Here is a 19063-nt window from a genome sequence, read left to right as displayed (position 1 = left end):
TCCGCGGGCCTACCAGCCCGCGGACGACCCCGTCAGCTCCTTGATCGCCGGACGCGCCGCGTCCAGCACCGTCATGAACCACGCGGAGAACGGCTCGCGCGCGTGCCGCTCCGCCAGCTCGGCCGCCGTCACGAAGGCGGTCCCGCCGACCTCCTCCGGGTCCGGCGCCAGGGTCTGCTGCACCAGGCCGACGAAGAGGTGGTTGTACTCCTGCTCCACCAGGCCCGACGCCGGGTCCGGGTGGTTGTAGCGCACGGTGCCCGCCTGGGCCAGCAGCGAGGGCGAGACCCCCAGCTCCTCGTGCGTACGCCGGGCCGCCGCCGCGAACGGCGCCTCACCGGGGTAGGGGTGACCGCAGCACGTGTTGGACCAGACACCGGGGGAGTGGTACTTGCCGAGCGCCCGCTGCTGGAGCAGCAGCCGGCCCCGCTCGTCGAAGAGGAACACCGAGAACGCCCGGTGGAGCTGCCCCGGCGGCTGGTGGGCGGCCAGCTTCTCCGCGGTGCCGGTCGTCACGCCGTTCTCGTCCACGAGTTCCAGCAAGATCGGCTCCGCGGTGCCGTTCGACGAGCTGTGCGTCTCGGTGGCTGGTGTGATCGGCATACCCATCCTTCGCGTCGGTCTTCGCAGGTCCAAGTCTGCCGTACGAAACCGGCACTCCCGGCACTTCCCGGCACGTCCGCATGTCCGTAACCCGTACGAGTCCCTCAGTGACAGAGCCGGGCCTCGTGCTCCGCGTGGCCGCCGGGCTCCAACTGGAAGGTGCAGTGCTCCACGTCGAAGTGGTCGCCCAGACAGCCCTGCAGCTCGTGCAGCATCTTCTCGTGGCCGATGGCGTTCAGCACATCCGTGCTCACCACCACATGTGCGGAGAGCACAGGCATGCCCGAGGTGATCGTCCAGGCGTGGAGGTCATGTACGTCCTCCACACCGTCCAGCGCCAGGATGTGTGCCCGTACCTCGGTCATGTCGACGTCCTTGGGCGCCGCCTCCAGCAGCACGTCCAGCGTCTCGCGCAGCAGCCGCAGCGTCCGCGGCACGATCATCAGACCGATGAGCAGCGAGGCGATCGGGTCGGCGGTCTGCCAGCCGGTGGCCAGGATCACCGCGGCCGAGATGATCACCGCGACCGAGCCCAGCGCGTCCGCGGCGACCTCCAGGAAGGCGCCCCGCACATTGAGGCTCTCCTTCTGCCCGCGCATCAGCAGCAGGAGCGAGACGGAGTTCGCCACCAGGCCGATCGCGCCGAACACCACCATCAGCCCGCCGTGGGTCTCGGCCGGCCGCAGGAACCGCTCCACCGCCTCGATCAGTACATAGCCGCCCACCCCGAGCAGCAGCACACAGTTCGCGAGGGCGGCCAGGATCTCGGCGCGGGCGAAGCCGAAGGTGCGGTTGGTGCTCGGCGGCCGGGACGCGAAGTGGATCGCCAGCAGCGCCATGACCAGGCCCACCGCGTCGGTGGCCATGTGGGCGGCGTCCGCGATCAGCGCCAGGGAGTCCGCGACCAGACCGCCGACGATCTCGACCACCATGATGGTGAGCGTGATGCCCAGCGCCGCGCGCAGCCTGCCCCGGTACGCGGCCGCGGCCGTACCCGTGGACGGCACATGGCTGTGCGCGTGCCCGTGGTCGTGCCCTGCCCCCATGAGAAGACCGCCCTTCAGCGCCGCGCGCCGGCTCGCGAAACGAACGCACCGGCTCACAGTGAACTACGCCTCGCGGGCCCTGGGCAACGCGGCACTGAACACCGTTGTCATATGCTCTGACCTGCGTAAACGATGCGCAGGTCAGAGCCGTACGGCAGCCCTCACAGGCCGTGGTGGCGCTGCCAGCCCGCCCACGCCGAGGCGACCATCTCCGGCACGCCGAGCCGGGCCCGCCAGCCCAGTTCGGCCGCCGCCCGCTCGGCGGAGGCGACCGCGCGGGGCGCGTCACCCGGACGCCGGTCCTCGATCACCGGCTCCCGCCGGTCCCCGGTGACCTCGCCGATCAGCGTGATCAGCTCGCGCACCGACACCCCCTCGCCCCGGCCGACGTTCAGCGTCAGATCACCGGCCGGCGAGCCCTCGGAGAGCCGCCTGGCCGCCGCGAGGTGCGCCTCGGCGAGGTCGGACACATGGATGTAGTCACGGACACAGGTGCCGTCCGGCGTCGGGTAGTCGGCGCCGAAGATCCGGGGCGCCTCGTCACGGGTCAGCCGGTCGAAGACCATCGGGACGATGTTGAACACCCCGGTGTCCGCCAGCTCCGGCGCGGCCGCGCCCGCCACGTTGAAGTAGCGCAGGCACACCGTGGAGATGCCGTGGGCCTGCCCGGCCGCGCGGACCAGCCACTCACCGGCCAGCTTGGTCTCGCCGTAGGGGTTCACCGGGGCGCACGGGGTGTCCTCGGTGATCAGGTCCACGTCCGGGTTGCCGTACACGGCCGCCGAGGAGGAGAAGACCAGCCGCCGTACGCCCGCGTCCGCGACGGTGTCCAGCAGGGTCGCCAGGCCGCCGATGTTCTCCCGGTAGTAGCGGACGGGCTCCGCCACCGACTCCCCGACCTGCTTGCGCGCCGCGAGATGCACCACACCGGTCACCCCGTGCTCGGCGAACACCCGCTTCAGCAGATCCCCGTCCAGCGTCGAGCCCTCGACCAGCGGCACGCCCCCCGGCAGGCGCTCGGGCACCGCCGCCGACAGGTCGTCCAGGACGACCACGTTCTCCCCCGCGCCGTGCATGGCCCGCGCCACGTGGGCCCCGATGTATCCGGCTCCGCCGGTGATCAACCACGTCATGCCCGCAGACCCTACGCGGCGCCCCGCCCGGCGTCCCCGATGTCCGGATCGTGTGCCGCCCGCCGGGGCGCGGTTTGTGGGGCGGCCCCCCGATCCCCGATGATGATCGCGGCACAGGCGGGCGCGGCCCCGGTGGACCGGGCCTGAACGCCCGGTGAACGGGCGCACCGGACCATCCGATAGCCTCTGCCGACATGCCGCCCCGGCGAGCCGCAGGCGAGGGGCGCCCCCAATCACGCAGCAGACCGGCGCCGACGTGCCGGACCCAGGGAGTGAATTCGGTTGCCGACCGCCATCGTCACCGGTCAGCCGGTCCCCGGATCGTCCCTCGAAGGCGATCTGCGGTCCCTCGGCTTCGACGTGCGCATGGCCGCGGACACCGCCGAGGCCCGGACGCTGATCGCGGCCGCCCCCGCCGACGGGCGCGTGGCCCTGGTCGACGCCCGCTTCGTCGGCCACCCGCACGCCCTGCGCCTGGGCCTGACCGACCCCCGCTTCCCGCTCGCCGCCGTCCCCGGCGCCGTCACCGCCCAGGGCGCCGCCCGGCAGACGCTGAGCCGGGCCCTGGAGGGTCAGGACCAGACGCCGGACGAGACCGGCGGCGGCACCGCCGTCGCCCTCGACAGCCTGCCCGACCGCCTGGTCACCGCCCTGGACGCCGACGGCACCCCGGTGCACCGCCCCGAGCTGGGCAGCCTGGTCGCCGCCGTCCCCGCCGACCCGCAGGCCCGCAACGAGGCCCGGCAGGCCGTCCTCGCCGTCGACGAGGAGGACGTACGCCTGAAGTCGGCGGTGAAGTCCCGCGACGGCTTCTTCACCACCTTCTGCATCAGCCCCTACTCGCGCTACCTCGCGCGCTGGTGCGCCCGCCGGGGCCTCACCCCGAACCAGGTCACCACCGCCTCCCTGCTCACCGCGCTGATAGCGGCGGGCTGCGCGGCCACCGGCACCCGCCCCGGCTTCGTCGCGGCCGGCGTGCTGCTCATCGCCTCCTTCGTACTGGACTGCACCGACGGCCAGCTCGCCCGCTACTCGCTCCAGTACTCCACCCTCGGCGCCTGGCTCGACGCCACCTTCGACCGGGCCAAGGAGTACGCCTACTACGCGGGACTCGCGCTCGGCGCGGCCCGGGGCGGCGACGACGTATGGGCCCTCGCGCTCGGCGCGATGATCCTCCAGACCTGCCGGCACGTCGTGGACTTCTCCTTCAACGAGGCCAACCACGACGCCACCGCCAACACCAGCCCCACCGCCGCCCTCTCCGACAAGCTGGACAGCGTCGGCTGGACGGTCTGGGTCCGCCGGATGATCGTCCTGCCCATCGGCGAACGCTGGGCCATGATCGCGGTCCTCACCGCGGTCACCACCCCGCGCATCACCTTCTACGTGCTGCTGATCGGCTGCGCCCTCGCCGCGACGTACACGACGGCCGGGCGGGTGCTGCGCTCGCTGACCCGCAAGGCCAAGCGCACGGACCGGGCCGCCCGGGCGCTCGCCGACCTCGCGGACACCGGGCCGCTCGCCGGGGCCCTGGCGCGCGTGCTCAAGCGCGGCCTGCCCGGCCTCGCCGTCCCGGCCGCCGCCCTTCTCGGCGGCGCCGCCGTGGTCGCCTGCTCGGCGCTGACCGGCTTCGGAAGCTGGCTGCCGGTCGTGGGCGCGCTCGTCTACGTCCTCACCTCGGCGCTCGCCACCGCCCGCCCGCTCAAGGGCTCGCTGGACTGGCTCGTCCCGCCGTTCTTCCGCGCCGCCGAGTACGGCACGGTGCTCGCGCTGGCCGCCCGCGCCGATGTCCACAGCGCCCTCCCGGCGGCGTTCGGGCTGGTCGCGGCGGTCGCCTACCATCACTACGACACGGTGTACCGCATCCGCGGCGACGCCGGAGCGCCGCCGGCCTGGCTGGTGCGCGCCATCGGGGGGCAGGAGGGGCGCACGCTGCTCGTCACCGTGCTTGCCGCGCTGCTGACCGCCTCCCAGTTCACCGTCGCGCTCACGGTCATCGCCGTGTGCGTCGCTCTGCTGGTGCTCGTGGAGAGCATCCGCTTCTGGGTGTCCGCTGGGGCGCCCGCCGTCCACGACGAAGGAGAAACCGCATGATCGGCCTCGTGCTGGCGGCCGGCGCCGGACGGCGTCTGCGCCCCTACACCGACACCCTGCCCAAGGCCCTGGTGCCGGTCGGCCCGGAGGGCGACGAAGAGTCGCTCACCGTTCTCGACCTCACCCTCGGCAACTTCGCCGAGGTGGGTCTCACCGAGGTCGGTGTCATCGTCGGCTACCGCAAGGAGGCCGTGTACGAGCGCCAGGCGGCTCTTGAGGCGAAGTACGGCCTGAAGATCACGCTGATCGACAACGACAAGGCCGAGGAGTGGAACAACGCCTACTCCCTGTGGTGCGGCCGGGACGCGCTGAAGGACGGCGTGATCCTCGCCAACGGCGACACCGTGCACCCGGTCTCGGTCGAGAAGACCCTGCTGGCCGCCCGCGGCGACGGCAAGAAGATCATCCTCGCGCTGGACACCGTGAAGTCCCTGGCGGACGAGGAGATGAAGGTCGTCGTGGACCCCGACAAGGGCGTCCAGCGGATCACCAAGCTGATGGACCCCGCCGAGGCCACGGGTGAGTACATCGGCGTGACCCTCATCGAGGGCGACGCCGCCGCCGACCTCGCGGACGCTCTCAAGGCGACCTTCGAGCGCGACCCGCAGCTCTACTACGAGGACGGCTACCAGGAGCTGGTCAACCGCGGCTTCAAGATCGACGTCCAGCCCATCGGTGACGTCTCCTGGGTCGAGATCGACAACCACGACGACCTCGCCAAGGGACGGAAGATCGCGTGCCAGTACTGACGAGGCTCATCCCCTCGCCGGTCGTCGTGGACATCCGCCCGGGTGCCCTCGCCGACCTGGCCACCGTGCTCGCCGACGAGCGCATCTCGCACTCCGGCCGCCTCGCCGTCGCCGTCAGCGGCGGCTCCGGCGCCCGGCTGCGCGAGCGGGTCGCCCCCCAGTTGCCGGGCGCGACCTGGTACGAGGTCGGCGGCGGCACGCTCGACGACGCCGTGCGCCTCGCGGACGACATCCGCGCCGGGCACTTCGACGCGCTGGTCGGCCTCGGCGGCGGCAAGATCATCGACTGTGCCAAGTACGCCGCCGCGCGGGTCGGCCTGCCGCTGGTCGCCGTGCCGACGAACCTCGCGCACGACGGCCTGTGCTCGCCGGTCGCCACTCTGGACAACGACGCGGGCCGGGGCTCCTACGGGGTGCCCAACCCGATCGCCGTCCTGATCGACCTGGACGTCGTCCGGGCCGCCCCGGCGCGCTTCGTGCGCGCGGGCATCGGCGACGCGGTGTCCAACGTGTCCGCCATCGCGGACTGGGAGCTGGCCAACCGGGTCAACGGCGAGAAGATCGACGGTCTCGCCGCCGCCATGGCCCGCCAGGCGGGCGAGGCGGTGCTCCGGCACCCCGGCGGGATCGAGGACAACGACTTCCTCCAGGTCCTCGCCGAGGCGCTGGTGCTGTCCGGCATCGCCATGTCGGTCTCCGGCGACTCGCGGCCGTGCTCGGGCGCCTGCCACGAGATCAACCACGCCTTCGACCTGCTCTTCCCGCAGCGCGCCGCCAGCCACGGCGAGCAGTGCGGCCTCGGCGCCGCCTTCGCCATGTACCTGCGCGGGGCGCACGACGAGTCGGTGCACATGGCCGGCGTACTGCGCCGCCACGGGCTGCCAGTGCGGGCCGAGGACATCGGCTTCACCGCGGACGAATTCGTCCGCGTCGTGGAGTTCGCCCCGGAGACCCGGCCCGGCCGCTACACGATCCTCGAACACCTCGACCTCAAGACTGACCAGATCAAGGACATCTACGCCGACTATGTCAAGGCCATCGGTAGCTGAACTCCGTCCGGTCGTCCACCCCGCGGGGGTGAAGGACCGGCGCAGCGGTGAGCACTGGGCGGGACGCCTCTACATGCGCGAGGTGTCCCTGCGCATCGACCGCTACCTGGTGAACACCAGGATCACGCCCAACCAGCTCACGTACCTGATGACCGTCTGCGGTGTGCTCGCGGCCCCGGCCCTGCTGGTGCCGGGGATCACGGGCGCCGTGCTCGGCATCGTCGCCACCCAGCTCTATCTGCTGCTGGACTGCGTCGACGGCGAGATCGCCCGCTGGCGCAAGCAGTACTCGCTGGGCGGGGTCTACCTCGACCGGGTCGGCGCCTATCTGACCGACGCGGCCGTGCTGGTCGGCCTCGGGCTGCGCGCCGCCGACCTGTTCGGCAGCGGCCGTATCGACTGGCTGTGGGCGTTCCTCGGCACGCTGGCCGCGCTCGGCGCGATCCTGATCAAGGCGGAGACCGACCTCGTCGGGGTCGCCCGGCACCAGACCGGGCTGCCTCCGGTGCAGGAGTCGGCCGCCGAGCCGCGTTCCTCCGGTATGGCGCTCGCCCGGCGTGCCGCCGCCGCGCTCAAGTTCCACCGGCTGATCCTCGGTATCGAGGCGTCGCTGCTGATCCTGGTGCTGGCCATCGTGGACCAGGTGCGCGGCGACCTGTTCTTCACCCGGCTCGGCACCGCCGTGCTGGCGGGCATCGCGCTGCTCCAGACCCTGCTGCACCTGGTGTCCATTCTCGCGTCGAGCAGGCTGAGGTGAACGGCATGAAGGTCGGCGCGGTCATCATCACCATGGGCAACCGCCCCGAGGAGCTGCGGGCGCTCATCGACTCCGTCGCCAAGCAGGACGGCGACAGGGTCTCGGTGGTCGTCGTCGGCAACGGCTCGCCCGTGCCCGACGTGCCCGAGGGCGTACGCACCGTCGAGCTGCCGGAGAACCTCGGCATCCCCGGCGGCCGCAACGTCGGCATCGAGGCGTTCGGCCCCGGCGGCAGCGACGTCGACATCCTGCTGTTCCTGGACGACGACGGCCTGCTCGCCCGGCAGGACACCGCCGAGCTGTGCCGGGCCGCGTTCGCCGCGGACCCGGAGCTGGGCATCATCAGCTTCCGCATCGCGGACCCGGAGACCGGCGAGACCCAGCGCCGGCACGTGCCCCGGCTGCGCGCCTCGGACCCGATGCGCTCCTCCCGCGTGACCACCTTCCTCGGCGGCGCCAACGCGGTGCGCACCAAGGTGCTCGGCGAGGTCGGCGGGCTGCCGGACGAGTTCTTCTACGCCCACGAGGAGACCGACCTCGCCTGGCGTGCGCTGGACGCCGGCTGGATGATCGACTACCGGTCGGACATGGTGCTGTACCACCCGACGACCGCCCCCTCGCGGCACGCGGTGTACCACCGCATGGTGGCCCGGAACCGCGTCTGGCTGGCCCGGCGCAACCTTCCGCTGCCGCTCGTCCCGGTCTACCTTGGCGTCTGGCTGCTGCTCACGCTGGCCCGCCGCCCCTCCGGACCGGCGCTCAAGGCGTGGTTCGGCGGCTTCAAGGAGGGCTGGTCCACCCCCTGCGGCCCCCGCCGCCCGATGCGCTGGCGTACGGTGTGGCGGCTGACCCGGCTGGGCCGTCCCCCGGTGATCTGAGAAGCTCGGGTGGGGCGGGCAGGCGGCCCCGCGCAGGCGCAGCAGACGACGTACTCGAAGACGAAAGTTTCCCCTGTGAGTGAGAGAACCCATGACGGCGGTGTCGCGGTGACCGCGGCCCCGTCGCCCGACGAGAGCCTGCCGGCGGCAGACCTCGCCGCCAAGTACGGGCTCGCGGTGAGCGGTGCCCGCCCCTCGCTCGTCGAGTACGTCCGGCAGCTCTGGAGCCGCCGCCACTTCATCCTCGCCTTCTCCCAGGCGAAGCTGACGGCCCAGTACAGCCAGGCCAAGCTGGGCCAGCTCTGGCAGGTGGCCACCCCGCTGCTGAACGCGGCCGTGTACTACGCGATCTTCGGCCTGATCCTCAAGGCCAGCCGGGGCATGTCGCACGACACCTACGTGCCGTTCCTGGTCACCGGCGTGTTCGTGTTCACCTTCACGCAGAGCTCGCTGATGTCGGGCGTCCGCGCGATCTCCGGCAACCTCGGCCTGGTGCGCGCCCTGCACTTCCCGCGCGCCGCGCTGCCGATCTCGTTCTCCCTCCAGCAGCTCCAGCAACTGCTGTTCTCGATGATCGTCGTGTTCCTGGTGACGATCGGGTTCGGCAACTATCCGCGGCTGTCCTGGCTGCTGATCCTCCCGGTGCTGGTGCTCCAGTTCTTCTTCAACACCGGGCTCGCGATGATCGTGGCCCGCATGGGAGCCAAGACGCCGGACCTCGCCCAGTTGATGCCGTTCGTGCTGCGGACGTGGATGTACGCGTCCGGCGTGATGTTCTCCATCAACAACATGCTGGCGGGCGAGCCCGAGTGGATCGTCCGGGTGCTCCAGGCCAACCCGGCGGCCGTCTACATGGACCTGATGCGCTACGCCCTGATCGACGACTACGGCGCCTCCAACCTGCCCCCGCACGTGTGGGCCCTCGCCCTGGGCTGGGCCGTGGTCGTCTTCTGCGGCGGCTTCGTGTACTTCTGGAAGGCTGAGGAGCGGTACGGCCGTGGCTGAGCAGAACACCGGCGACCGCCGGCCCACCGTCATCGCGGACGAGCTGCACATCGTCTACCGGGTCAACGGCGCCAAGACCGGCAAGGGCAGCGCCACCGCCGCCCTGAGCCGCATCATCAAGCGCGGCGAGCAGCGCGGGGTGCGCAAGGTGCACGCCGTGCGCGGGGTGTCCTTCACCGCCTACCGGGGCGAGGCCATCGGCCTGATCGGCTCCAACGGCTCCGGCAAGTCCACCCTGCTGCGGGCCATCGCCGGCCTGCTCCCGGCGGAGAAGGGCAAGGTCTACACCGACGGCCAGCCCTCGCTGCTGGGCGTCAACGCGGCGCTGATGAGCGACCTGACCGGCGAGCGCAACGTCATCCTGGGCGGTCTCGCCATGGGGATGTCCCGCGAGCAGATCAAGGAGCGCTACCAGGGCATCGTCGACTTCTCCGGGATCAACGAGAAGGGCGACTTCATCACCCTGCCGATGCGCACATACTCCTCGGGCATGGCGGCCCGGCTGCGGTTCTCCATCGCCGCAGCCAAGGACCACGACGTCCTCATGATCGACGAGGCGCTGGCCACCGGCGACCGCGCCTTCCAGAAGCGCTCCGAGGAGCGCATCCGGGAACTGCGCAAGGAGGCCGGCACGGTCTTCCTGGTGAGCCACAACAACAAGTCCATCCGCGACACCTGCGACCGCGTGCTGTGGCTGGAACGCGGCGAACTCCGTATGGACGGGCCCACCGAAGAGGTCCTCAAGGAGTACGAGAAGTTCACGGGCAAGTAGCCCGCATCCCGTCAGGGCCCTGCCGGACGTTCCTCCGGCGGGGCCCGGCGTCTGCAAAGGATGCGTCAACTCCGGTGGTGCGTAGGAATCTTGGCGTCCATCGGTGTGTTGTTGTGATGCGCCGGACACCCCGGGGGACCCTGTCGCGTTGTACAACGTAAGCTGTACCGGTGCCGGAAACCGGCAATCGGGGCGATAATGCGCGACACCCTCCGCCGGGACGCCCCCCGGAGGGTCGGCGGCGTGTCCGAAATAGTGTGTATCGGGTCGGCAGTGTAGAACGGGAGATGTGACGGCAATGGCTACGGAAACTCCCCAGCTCACCGCGAGCCGCGCCGTCCTTGCACCGGGCAGCGCGCAGTGACGGGAACCGACACGGCGACGGCACTGGAACGCGCCACGCTGGACAAGGCCGCGCGCGAGAACTTCCCCGTGGCCCCCTTCTTCCTGCCCCGTGCCTGGCGCACCGACCTCATGGCCGTCTACGGCTTCGCCCGCCTGGTCGACGACATCGGTGACGGCGACCTGGCCCCCGGCGGCGCCGACGCCCGCGCCCTCGGCGTCCCCCCGGAGCGGGCCGGCGACCGGCTCACCCTGCTCGACGCCTTCGAGGCCGACCTCCGCCGCGTCTTCGACGGCACCCCGCACCACCCCCTGCTGCGCCGCCTCCAGCCCACCGTGCGCCGCCGCGGCCTCACCCCCGAGCCCTTCCTCGGCCTGATCGCCGCCAACCGCCAGGACCAGCTCGTCACCCGCTACGAGACCTACGACGACCTGCGCGCCTACTGCGAACTCTCCGCCAACCCGATCGGCCGCCTGGTGCTCGCCGTCACCGGCACCGCGACCCCCGAGCGCATCCGCCGCTCCGACGCGGTGTGCACCGGGCTCCAGATCGTCGAGCACCTCCAGGACGTCGCCGAGGACCTCGGCCGCGACCGCATCTACCTGCCCGCCCAGGACATGAAGCGTTTCCATGTCCAGGAGAGCGACCTCGCCGTCCCGAGCGCCGGCGCGTCCGTACGCGCCCTGGTCGCGTTCGAAGCCCGACGCGCACACGATCTGCTGAGTGAAGGCGCCCCCCTCGTGGGTAGCGTCCACGGCAGGCTGAAGCTGCTGCTCGCGGGGTTCGTGGCGGGAGGAAAGGCGGCGGTCCGGGCGATCGCCGCCGCCGATTTCGACGTACTTCCCGGCCCGCCCAAGCCCGGCAAGCTCCAGTTGCTGCGTGAGGCGGGCACGACCCTGCGAGGAGAGGGGTGATCCGGGCAGTGGAGGCTTCGCAAGCCGTGTCCGCACCGGTACTCGCCGCCTATCGCTACTGCGAGACGGTCACCGGCCAGCAGGCCCGCAACTTCGCCTACGGCATCCGGCTGCTGCCGACGCCCGAGCGCCGCGCCATGTCGGCGCTCTACGCCTTCTCGCGGCGCGTGGACGACATCGGCGACGGCGAGCTGCCGGCCGCGGTGAAGGTGGAGCGCCTGGAGGACACCCGGGCGCTGCTCGGCCGGGTCCAGGCGGGCGCGGTCCAGGAGGACGACACCGACCCGGTGGCCGTCGCCCTCGCCCACGCCGCCGGGGTCTTCCCGATCCCGCTCGGCGGCCTGGACGAGCTGATCGACGGCGTCCAGATGGACCTGCGCGGCGCGACCTACGAGACCTGGGACGACCTCAAGGTCTACTGCCGCTGCGTGGCCGGCGCCATCGGACGCCTCTCCCTGGGCATCTTCGGCACCGAACCCGGCGCACGCGGCGTCGAGCGCGCCCCCGAGTACGCCGACACGCTGGGGCTCGCCCTCCAGCTCACCAACATCCTGCGCGACGTGCGCGAGGACGCCGAGGGTGGCCGGATCTACCTGCCCGCCGACGACCTGGCCAAGTTCGGCTGCTCGGCCGGGTTCGCCGGGCCCACCCCGCCCGAGGGCTCCGACTTCGCGGGCCTCGTCCACTTCGAGGTCCGCCGCGCCCGCGCCCTGTTCGCCGAGGGCTACCGGCTGCTGCCCATGCTGGACCGCCGCAGCGGCGCCTGTGTCGCCGCCATGGCCGGGATCTACCGCCGCCTGCTCGAGCGCATCGAGCGCGACCCGGAGGCCGTGCTGCGCGGCCGCGTCTCGCTGCCCGGCCGCGAGAAGGCGTACGTCGCCGTGCGCGGCCTGTCCGGCTTCGACACCAGGCACGTCTCGCGGCACACGCTCAGGGGGCGCGCCTGATGACGGCGGAGGCCCAGGAGGCGGCTCCGGCGGCCCGGGCGCCGCGGGCAACCCCCGCCCGCGGCGTGGCGTCCCTGACTGCGACGGCCGTACGTGCACGGTTCGACCAGCACGCGCGGCACGCACGGAAGGACGCGTAAATGAGTGAGGCCCCACGCCCGGCACGGGCGCACACCGGCTCCACCGGCCGGGACGCCGTCGTGGTCGGCGGCGGACTCGCCGGCGTCACCGCGGCCCTCGCGCTCGCCGACGCGGGCGTACGCGTCACCCTGCTCGAAGGCAGGCCCCGGCTCGGCGGGCTCGCCTTCTCCTTCCAGCGCGGCGACCTGACCGTGGACAACGGCCAGCACGTCTACCTGCGCTGCTGCACCGCCTACCGCTGGTTCCTCGACCGGATCGAGGGCACCGCGCTGGCCCCGCTGCAGAACCGGCTCGACGTACCCGTGGTCGACGTCGACAAGCCCGAGGGGCGGCGGCTCGGCCGGCTGCGGCGCGACCCGCTGCCCGTACCGCTGCACCTGGGGCGGAGCCTGGCCGCGTACCCGCACCTCTCGCTCGCCGAGCGCGCGTCCGTGGGGCGGGCCGCGCTCGCGCTCAAGGGGCTCGACCCCACCGACCCGGCGCTGGACGACCAGGACTTCGGCTCCTGGCTGGCCCGGCACGGCCAGTCGCCGCGCGCCGTCGAGGCGCTGTGGGACCTCGTCGGGGTCGCCACGCTCAACGCGGTCGCGGGCGACGCCTCGCTCGGACTCGCCGCGATGGTGTTCAAGACCGGTCTGCTGTCCGAGCCCGGCGCGGCCGACATCGGCTGGGCGCACGTTCCGCTGGGCGACCTGCACGACCGGCTGGCCCGCAAGGCGCTCGACTCCGCGGGCGTCCGTACCGAACTCCGCGCACGCGTCACCTCCCTCTCGCAGAACACGGACGGACGCTGGAACGTCTCGCTCCCCGGCGAGACGATCGACACCGACGCCGTCGTCCTCGCCGTACCCCAGCGCGAGACCCACGGCCTGCTCCCCGACGGCGCGCTCGACGACCCCGGCCGGCTGCTGCGCATCGGCACCGCGCCGATCCTCAACGTGCACGTGGTGTACGACCGTCCGGTGCTCGCCCGGCCCTTCCTCACCGCGCTCGGCACGCCCGTGCAGTGGGTGTTCGACCGCACCGCCGCCTCCGGGCTGCGCGAGGGCCAGTACCTGGCGCTGTCCCAGTCGGCCGCCCACGACGACATCGACGCCCCCGTCGCCGACCTGCGCGAGCGCTACCTGCCCGAGCTCGAACGGCTGATCCCCGGCGCCCGCACCGCGCGGGTACGGGACTTCTTCGTCACCCGCGAGCGCACCGCGACGTTCGCCCCCACCCCCGGCGTCGGGCGGCTGCGCCCCGGCGCCCGCACCAAGGCTCCCGGCCTGTACCTGGCCGGCGCGTGGACCGCCACCGGCTGGCCCGCGACCATGGAGAGCGCGGTCCGCAGCGGCGTGAGCGCGGCCGACGCCGCGCTGGGCGCCCTGGGCCGGCCCCGCCCCCGTCACCTCTTCCAGTTCGAGGAGGCGGCCTGATGCTCGATCAGCACAGCCCGGAGGGGCCCCGCACCCCCGGTACCGCAACAAGAGGAGAGACTGTGCCCACTGTGCCGCCCCCGGCCTCGACAGCCGCCGACGCCGTGGACGTGACCGCACTGCTGGAGCGCGGCCGGACCCTGGCCACCCCGGTGCTGCGCGCCGCCGTCGACCGGCTGGCGCCCCCCATGGACACCGTCGCCGCCTACCACTTCGGCTGGATCGACGCCGCCGGGAAGCCGGCCGCCGGTGACGGCGGCAAGGCCGTGCGCCCCGCCCTCGCCGTGCTCTCCGCCGAGGTCACCGGCGCCGCCCCCGAGGTGGGCGTGCCGGGCGCGGTCGCCGTCGAGCTGGTGCACAACTTTTCGCTGCTGCACGACGACCTGATGGACGGCGACGAGCAGCGCCGCCACCGCGACACCGTCTGGAAGGTGCACGGCCCCGCCCAGGCCATCCTCGTCGGCGACGCCCTGTTCGCCCTCGGCAACGAGGTCCTGCTGGAGCTGGGCACCGTCGAGGCCGGCCGCGCCACCCGCCGGCTCACCACCGCCACCCGCGCCCTGATCGACGGCCAGGCCCAGGACATCTCCTACGAGCACCGCGACCGCGTCAGCGTCGAGGAGTGCCTGGAGATGGAGGGCAACAAGACCGGCGCCCTGCTGGCCTGCGCCTCCTCCATCGGTGCGGTCCTCGGCGGCGCCGACGACCGCACCGCCGACGCGCTGGAGCGCTACGGCTACCACCTCGGCCTGGCCTTCCAGGCCGTCGACGACCTCCTCGGGATCTGGGGCGACCCGGAGTCCACCGGCAAGCAGACCTGGAGCGACCTGCGCCAGCGCAAGAAGTCCCTGCCCGTGGTGGCGGCCCTGGCCGCCGGGGGCCCCGCCTCCGAGCGGCTCGGCGAGATCCTCGCCGCCGACGCCAAGAGCAGCGACTTCGCCGCGTTCTCCGAGGAGGAGTTCGCGGCCCGCGCCGCCCTCATCGAGGAGGCGGGCGGCCGTGAGTGGACGGCGGACGAGGCGCGGCGCCAGCACACCGTCGCCATCGAGGCCCTGCACGCCGTCGACATGCCCGACCGGGTGCGGGACGCCTTCACGGCGCTCGCCGACTTCGTCGTCGTCAGGAAGAGATGATCACTATCGGCCGAATAACCCTCGCGTAGTCGCCGGCCGGTGCGACGCGATCAGCGGCACACCGGCCGACGGCGGACCCACAGCAGCACGACTCGAACGACTGCACAAAGGGGAAGCCATGACAGCGACGACCGACGGAAGCACCGGGGCCACCATCCCGCCCCGCGCTGCCGCGGCCAGCGACACCGACAGCACCGACCCCCTGGCGGCCGGGGTACCCGAGGCCGCCGAACGCGCCGCCGCGCGCGCCACCGAGTTCCTGCTGGCCCGGCAGGACCCCGAGGGCTGGTGGAAGGGCGACCTGGAGACCAACGTCACCATGGACGCCGAGGACCTCCTGCTGCGCCAGTTCCTCGGCATCCGCGACGAGGCGACCACCCGCGCCGCCGCCCTGTTCATCCGGGGCGAGCAGCGCGAGGACGGCGCCTGGGCCACCTTCTACGGCGGTCCCGGCGACCTGTCCGCCACCGTCGAGGCGTACGTCGCGCTGCGGCTGGCCGGTGACGCGCCGGACGCCCCGCACATGGCGCGTGCCTCGGCCTGGGTGCGCGAGCGGGGCGGTATCGCCGCCGCCCGCGTCTTCACCCGGATCTGGCTCGCCCTGTTCGGCTGGTGGAAGTGGGAGGACCTGCCCGAACTCCCCCCGGAACTCATCTGGTTCCCCACCTGGCTGCCGCTCAACATCTACGACTTCGGCTGCTGGGCCCGGCAGACCATCGTGCCGTTGACCATCGTCTCGGCCAAGCGCCCGGTGCGTCCCGCGCCCTTCCCGCTCGACGAGCTGCACACCGACCCGGCCCAGCCCAATCCGCCCAAGCCCCTGGCTCCGCTGGCCAGTTGGGACGGCGCCTTCGAGCGGCTCGACCGGGTGGTGCACCGGCTGCGCGGGGCGGTGCCGCGCCGGGTGCGCCGGGCCGCGATGAACGCCGCCGCCCGCTGGATCGTCGAACGCCAGGAGAACGACGGCTGCTGGGGCGGCATCCAGCCGCCGGCCGTGTACTCGGTCATCGCACTGCACCTGCTCGGCTACGACCTCGAACACCCGGTGATGCGGGCGGGGTTGGAGTCGCTGGACCGGTTCGCCGTCTGGCGCGAGGACGGGTCCCGGATGATCGAGGCATGCCAGTCCCCGGTGTGGGACACCTGCCTCGCCGTCATCGCGCTGGCCGACGCCGGAGTCCCCGCCGATCACCCGCAGTTGCTCAAGGCGGCCGACTGGATGCTGGCCGAGGAGATCCGCCGCCCCGGCGACTGGTCCGTCAAACGCCCCCAACTCCCGCCGGGCGGCTGGGCGTTCGAGTTCCACAACGACAACTACCCCGACATCGACGACACCGCCGAGGTCGCCCTCGCGCTGCGCCGGGTCCGCCACCCCGAACCCGACCGGGTGGACGGCGCGATCGCGCGCGCGGTGCGCTGGAACTTCGGGATGCAGTCGAAGAACGGCGCCTGGGGCGCCTTCGACGTCGACAACACCAGCCCGTTCCCCAACCGGCTGCCGTTCTGCGACTTCGGCGAGGTCATCGACCCGCCGTCCGCCGATGTCACCGCGCACGTCGTGGAGATGATGGCGGCCGAGGGGCTCGCCCACGATCCGCGCACCCGGCGCGGCATCGCCTGGCTGCTCGCCGAACAGGAGGCGGACGGCTCCTGGTTCGGCCGCTGGGGCGTCAACTACGTGTACGGCACCGGCTCGGTGGTGCCCGCCCTGACCGCGGCCGGAATGCCCGCCTCCCACCCGGCGATCCGCCGTGCCGTGCACTGGCTCCAGCGGGCGCAGAACGACGACGGCGGCTGGGGCGAGGACCTGCGCTCCTACAAGTACGTCAAGGAGTGGAGCGGCCGCGGCACCTCCACCGCCTCCCAGACCGCCTGGGCGCTGATGGCGCTGCTCGCGGCGGGGGAGCGGGACTCCGAGGCCGTCCGGCGCGGGGTGCGCTGGCTGGCCGACACCCAGCGGGACGACGGCTCCTGGGACGAGCCGTACTTCACCGGCACCGGCTTCCCCTGGGACTTCTCCATCAACTACCACCTCTACCGGCAGGTGTTCCCGCTCACCGCGCTCGGCCGGTACCTGCACGGCGACCCCTTCGACAAGGCGCCCCTGGCCGCCCGCAGAGGCGTCCGCGCCGTGGCCGGAGGGAGCTGAATGAGATCCCGGCCCGCCCCGGCACCGCTGCTGATCGTCTGCGCGCTCGGCATCGAGCACCTCGCCCTGCGCACCGGCGACCGCGGCGGGGCCGGGGGGCGGTTCACCGTCCTGCGTACCGGCATGGGCCCCAGGGCGGCGGAACGGTCCGTCGCCGAATGGCTCGCCGGGCCGGGGACGGCGGGCACCGCCGTGCTGGCCACCGGCTTCTGCGCCGGGCTGGCACCGGGCATGCACCCCGGCGACCTGGTGGTCGCCGAGGAGACCCGTGACCACCGGGGGACCGTCCCCTGCGTGGGCACCGACCTGCTGGTGAAGGAGCTGAGGCGCGCCGCACCCGGCCGCGCCGTCCACACCGGCCCCCTGACCGGCTCCGACCACGTGGTGCGGGGTCCGGAGCGCTCGGATCTGCTGGCGACCGGCGCGATCGCGGTCGACATGGAATCGGCGGCCACCCTGCGCACCGCCGTCGGCACGGGCGACCGCCCGGTTGCGGCCGTACGGGTGGTCGTGGACGCTCCTGAACATGAACTTGTCCGGATCGGAACGGTACGCGGTGGAATATCGGCCTTCCGCGTCCTTCGTTCCGTCCTTCCCGCGTTTTTCGAATGGCACCGTTCCTTGCCGCTCCCCCGGAGGTGAGCCAGATGGCCATGCCGTTGCGTCAGTCCATCAAGGTCGCTACATACCTGGCCGAACAGAAGCTCCGCAGGCGGGACAAGTTCCCGCTGATCGTCGAGCTGGAACCGCTGTTCGCCTGCAATCTGAAGTGCGAGGGCTGCGGGAAGATCCAGCACCCGGCCGGCGTGCTCAAGCAGCGCATGCCGGTCGCCCAGGCGGTCGGCGCGGTGCTGGAGTCCGGTGCGCCGATGGTGTCCATCGCCGGCGGTGAGCCGCTGATGCACCCGCAGATCGACGAGATCGTGCGTCAGCTCGTCGCCAGGCGCAAATACGTCTTCCTGTGCACCAACGCCATGCTGCTGCGCAAGAAGATGGACAAGTTCACCCCGTCCCCGTACTTCGCGTTCGCGGTGCACATCGACGGGCTGCGCGAGCGGCACGACGAGTCCGTGGCCAAGGAGGGCGTGTTCGACGAGGCGGTGGCGGCGATCAAGGAGGCCAAGCAGCGCGGCTTCCGGGTCACCACCAACTCGACCTTCTTCAACACCGACACCCCGCAGACCATCGTCGAGGTGCTGAACTTCCTCAACGACGACCTGGAGGTGGACGAGATGATGATCTCGCCCGCCTACGCCTACGAGAAGGCCCCCGACCAGGAGCACTTCCTCGGTGTCGAGCAGACCCGCGAGCTGTTCAAGAAGGCGTTCTCCGGCGGCAACCGCAGGCGGTGGCGGCTCAACCACTCGCCGCTGTTCCTGGACTTCCTCGAGGGCAAGGTCGACTTCCCCTGCACCGCCTGGGCCATCCCGAACTACTCCCTGTTCGGCTGGCAGCGCCCCTGCTACCTGATGAGCGACGGGTATGTGCCGACCTATCGCGAGCTGGTCGAGGACACCGACTGGGACAAGTACGGCCGGGGCAAGGACCCGCGCTGCGCCAACTGCATGGCGCACTGCGGCTACGAGCCGACCGCGGTCCTCGCCACCATGGGCTCCCTGAAGGAGTCGCTGCGGGCCATGCGCGAGACCGTCTCCGGAAATCGGGAGTGAGGCCGTGAGCGCCGTCTCCCTGGGCGTCCCCGAGGTACCGGCCCGCCCTGTCGCCACCCGCAGGGTGTCACGGCAGATCCAGGTGGGGCCGGTGGCCGTCGGGGGCGGGGCGCCCGTGTCGGTGCAGTCGATGACCACGACCCGTACCTCGGACATCGGGTCGACGTTGCAGCAGATCGCGGAGCTGACGGCGTCGGGCTGCCAGATCGTGCGGGTGGCCTGTCCGACGCAGGACGACGCGGACGCGCTGGCCACCATCGCC

At 72.3% G+C, this 19063-nt stretch carries 18 protein-coding genes; 15 read left to right on the top strand and 3 right to left on the bottom strand.

Annotation, left to right across the window (positions count from 1 at the left end; all coding sequences use genetic code 11):
* Window positions 1–9: 9 nt before the first annotated feature.
* The 3 genes from idi to galE form a co-directional block, all read right to left on the bottom strand.
* A complete protein-coding gene (gene idi / locus ACZ3HQ_RS12545) occupies window positions 10–603 on the bottom strand; it encodes an isopentenyl-diphosphate Delta-isomerase (protein ID WP_467510064.1) in 594 nt (197 codons plus the stop codon).
* 104 nt (window positions 604–707) lie between these two features.
* Window positions 708–1649: a cation diffusion facilitator family transporter gene (locus tag ACZ3HQ_RS12540; protein ID WP_467510062.1), complete on the bottom strand. Its 942-nt coding sequence runs from the start codon at window positions 1647–1649 to the stop codon at window positions 708–710.
* Between the two features lie 161 nt (window positions 1650–1810).
* Window positions 1811–2782, bottom strand: coding sequence for a UDP-glucose 4-epimerase GalE (galE, locus tag ACZ3HQ_RS12535; RefSeq protein WP_467510060.1), 972 nt, complete (start codon window positions 2780–2782; stop codon window positions 1811–1813).
* A 282-nt stretch (window positions 2783–3064) separates the two neighbouring features.
* Between galE and ACZ3HQ_RS12530 the strand changes: the two genes are divergently transcribed.
* From ACZ3HQ_RS12530 to ACZ3HQ_RS12460, 15 genes are all read left to right on the top strand, one after another.
* Complete coding sequence (locus ACZ3HQ_RS12530; RefSeq protein ID WP_467510058.1) at window positions 3065–4876, top strand: DUF5941 domain-containing protein; 1812 nt, start codon at window positions 3065–3067, stop codon at window positions 4874–4876.
* Window positions 4873–5625: a phosphocholine cytidylyltransferase family protein gene (locus ACZ3HQ_RS12525; protein WP_467510056.1), complete on the top strand. Its 753-nt coding sequence runs from the start codon at window positions 4873–4875 to the stop codon at window positions 5623–5625. Before ACZ3HQ_RS12530 ends, ACZ3HQ_RS12525 begins: the two co-directional genes overlap by 4 nt.
* Window positions 5613–6674 carry an iron-containing alcohol dehydrogenase family protein gene (locus tag ACZ3HQ_RS12520; protein WP_467510054.1) on the top strand — a complete coding sequence of 354 codons (1062 nt, stop codon included), beginning with the start codon at window positions 5613–5615 and terminating at the stop codon, window positions 6672–6674. Before ACZ3HQ_RS12525 ends, ACZ3HQ_RS12520 begins: the two co-directional genes overlap by 13 nt.
* Window positions 6652–7431, top strand: coding sequence for a CDP-alcohol phosphatidyltransferase family protein (locus ACZ3HQ_RS12515; RefSeq protein WP_078858671.1), 780 nt, complete (start codon window positions 6652–6654; stop codon window positions 7429–7431). Before ACZ3HQ_RS12520 ends, ACZ3HQ_RS12515 begins: the two co-directional genes overlap by 23 nt.
* A gap of 5 nt (window positions 7432–7436) precedes the next feature.
* Window positions 7437–8309, top strand: a complete 873-nt coding sequence (locus ACZ3HQ_RS12510; RefSeq protein WP_467510052.1) for a glycosyltransferase family 2 protein — start codon at window positions 7437–7439, stop codon at window positions 8307–8309.
* Between the two features lie 75 nt (window positions 8310–8384).
* Complete coding sequence (locus ACZ3HQ_RS12505; protein ID WP_467510050.1) at window positions 8385–9314, top strand: ABC transporter permease; 930 nt, start codon at window positions 8385–8387, stop codon at window positions 9312–9314.
* On the top strand, window positions 9307–10086 hold the full coding sequence (locus ACZ3HQ_RS12500) for an ABC transporter ATP-binding protein (RefSeq protein ID WP_467510048.1): 780 nt from the start codon (window positions 9307–9309) through the stop codon (window positions 10084–10086). The genes ACZ3HQ_RS12505 and ACZ3HQ_RS12500 overlap by 8 nt, the downstream gene beginning before the upstream one ends.
* A 360-nt stretch (window positions 10087–10446) precedes the next feature.
* Window positions 10447–11343 carry a squalene synthase HpnC gene (gene hpnC, locus ACZ3HQ_RS12495; RefSeq protein WP_467510046.1) on the top strand — a complete coding sequence of 299 codons (897 nt, stop codon included), beginning with the start codon at window positions 10447–10449 and terminating at the stop codon, window positions 11341–11343.
* Window positions 11340–12290 carry a presqualene diphosphate synthase HpnD gene (gene hpnD, locus ACZ3HQ_RS12490; protein ID WP_467510044.1) on the top strand — a complete coding sequence of 317 codons (951 nt, stop codon included), beginning with the start codon at window positions 11340–11342 and terminating at the stop codon, window positions 12288–12290. The genes hpnC and hpnD overlap by 4 nt, the downstream gene beginning before the upstream one ends.
* Window positions 12291–12430: 140 nt before the next feature.
* Window positions 12431–13849, top strand: coding sequence for a hydroxysqualene dehydroxylase HpnE (hpnE, locus tag ACZ3HQ_RS12485; protein WP_467510042.1), 1419 nt, complete (start codon window positions 12431–12433; stop codon window positions 13847–13849).
* Window positions 13849–14982 (top strand): polyprenyl synthetase family protein, encoded by a 1134-nt coding sequence (locus ACZ3HQ_RS12480; RefSeq protein WP_467510040.1) that lies wholly within the window; start codon window positions 13849–13851, stop codon window positions 14980–14982. Before hpnE ends, ACZ3HQ_RS12480 begins: the two co-directional genes overlap by 1 nt.
* A gap of 118 nt (window positions 14983–15100) precedes the next feature.
* Window positions 15101–17131 carry a squalene--hopene cyclase gene (shc, locus tag ACZ3HQ_RS12475; protein ID WP_467510038.1) on the top strand — a complete coding sequence of 677 codons (2031 nt, stop codon included), beginning with the start codon at window positions 15101–15103 and terminating at the stop codon, window positions 17129–17131.
* Window positions 17132–17773 carry a phosphorylase family protein gene (locus ACZ3HQ_RS12470; RefSeq protein WP_467510036.1) on the top strand — a complete coding sequence of 214 codons (642 nt, stop codon included), beginning with the start codon at window positions 17132–17134 and terminating at the stop codon, window positions 17771–17773.
* Between the two features lie 5 nt (window positions 17774–17778).
* A complete protein-coding gene (gene hpnH / locus ACZ3HQ_RS12465) occupies window positions 17779–18801 on the top strand; it encodes an adenosyl-hopene transferase HpnH (RefSeq protein WP_467510034.1) in 1023 nt (340 codons plus the stop codon).
* Between the two features lie 4 nt (window positions 18802–18805).
* Window positions 18806–19063: flavodoxin-dependent (E)-4-hydroxy-3-methylbut-2-enyl-diphosphate synthase (locus ACZ3HQ_RS12460; RefSeq protein WP_467510032.1), on the top strand; the 258-nt coding region annotated here is incomplete at its 3' end.

The sequence above is a fragment of the Streptomyces sp. NPDC018263 genome, assembly GCF_055562575.1.
This window is presented reverse-complemented; position numbering and strand designations above follow the sequence as displayed.

Coding starts and splice junctions, on each gene's coding strand:
- idi (WP_467510064.1), bottom strand. CDS start 603: ATGCCGATCACACCAGCCACCGAGACGCACAGCTCGTCGAACGGCACC.
- ACZ3HQ_RS12540 (WP_467510062.1), bottom strand. CDS start 1,649: ATGGGGGCAGGGCACGACCACGGGCACGCGCACAGCCATGTGCCGTCC.
- galE (WP_467510060.1), bottom strand. CDS start 2,782: ATGACGTGGTTGATCACCGGCGGAGCCGGATACATCGGGGCCCACGTG.
- ACZ3HQ_RS12525 (WP_467510056.1), top strand. CDS start 4,873: ATGATCGGCCTCGTGCTGGCGGCCGGCGCCGGACGGCGTCTGCGCCCC.
- ACZ3HQ_RS12515 (WP_078858671.1), top strand. CDS start 6,652: ATGTCAAGGCCATCGGTAGCTGAACTCCGTCCGGTCGTCCACCCCGCG.
- ACZ3HQ_RS12510 (WP_467510052.1), top strand. CDS start 7,437: ATGAAGGTCGGCGCGGTCATCATCACCATGGGCAACCGCCCCGAGGAG.
- hpnE (WP_467510042.1), top strand. CDS start 12,431: ATGAGTGAGGCCCCACGCCCGGCACGGGCGCACACCGGCTCCACCGGC.
- ACZ3HQ_RS12480 (WP_467510040.1), top strand. CDS start 13,849: ATGCTCGATCAGCACAGCCCGGAGGGGCCCCGCACCCCCGGTACCGCA.
- shc (WP_467510038.1), top strand. CDS start 15,101: ATGACAGCGACGACCGACGGAAGCACCGGGGCCACCATCCCGCCCCGC.
- ACZ3HQ_RS12470 (WP_467510036.1), top strand. CDS start 17,132: ATGAGATCCCGGCCCGCCCCGGCACCGCTGCTGATCGTCTGCGCGCTC.
- hpnH (WP_467510034.1), top strand. CDS start 17,779: ATGGCCATGCCGTTGCGTCAGTCCATCAAGGTCGCTACATACCTGGCC.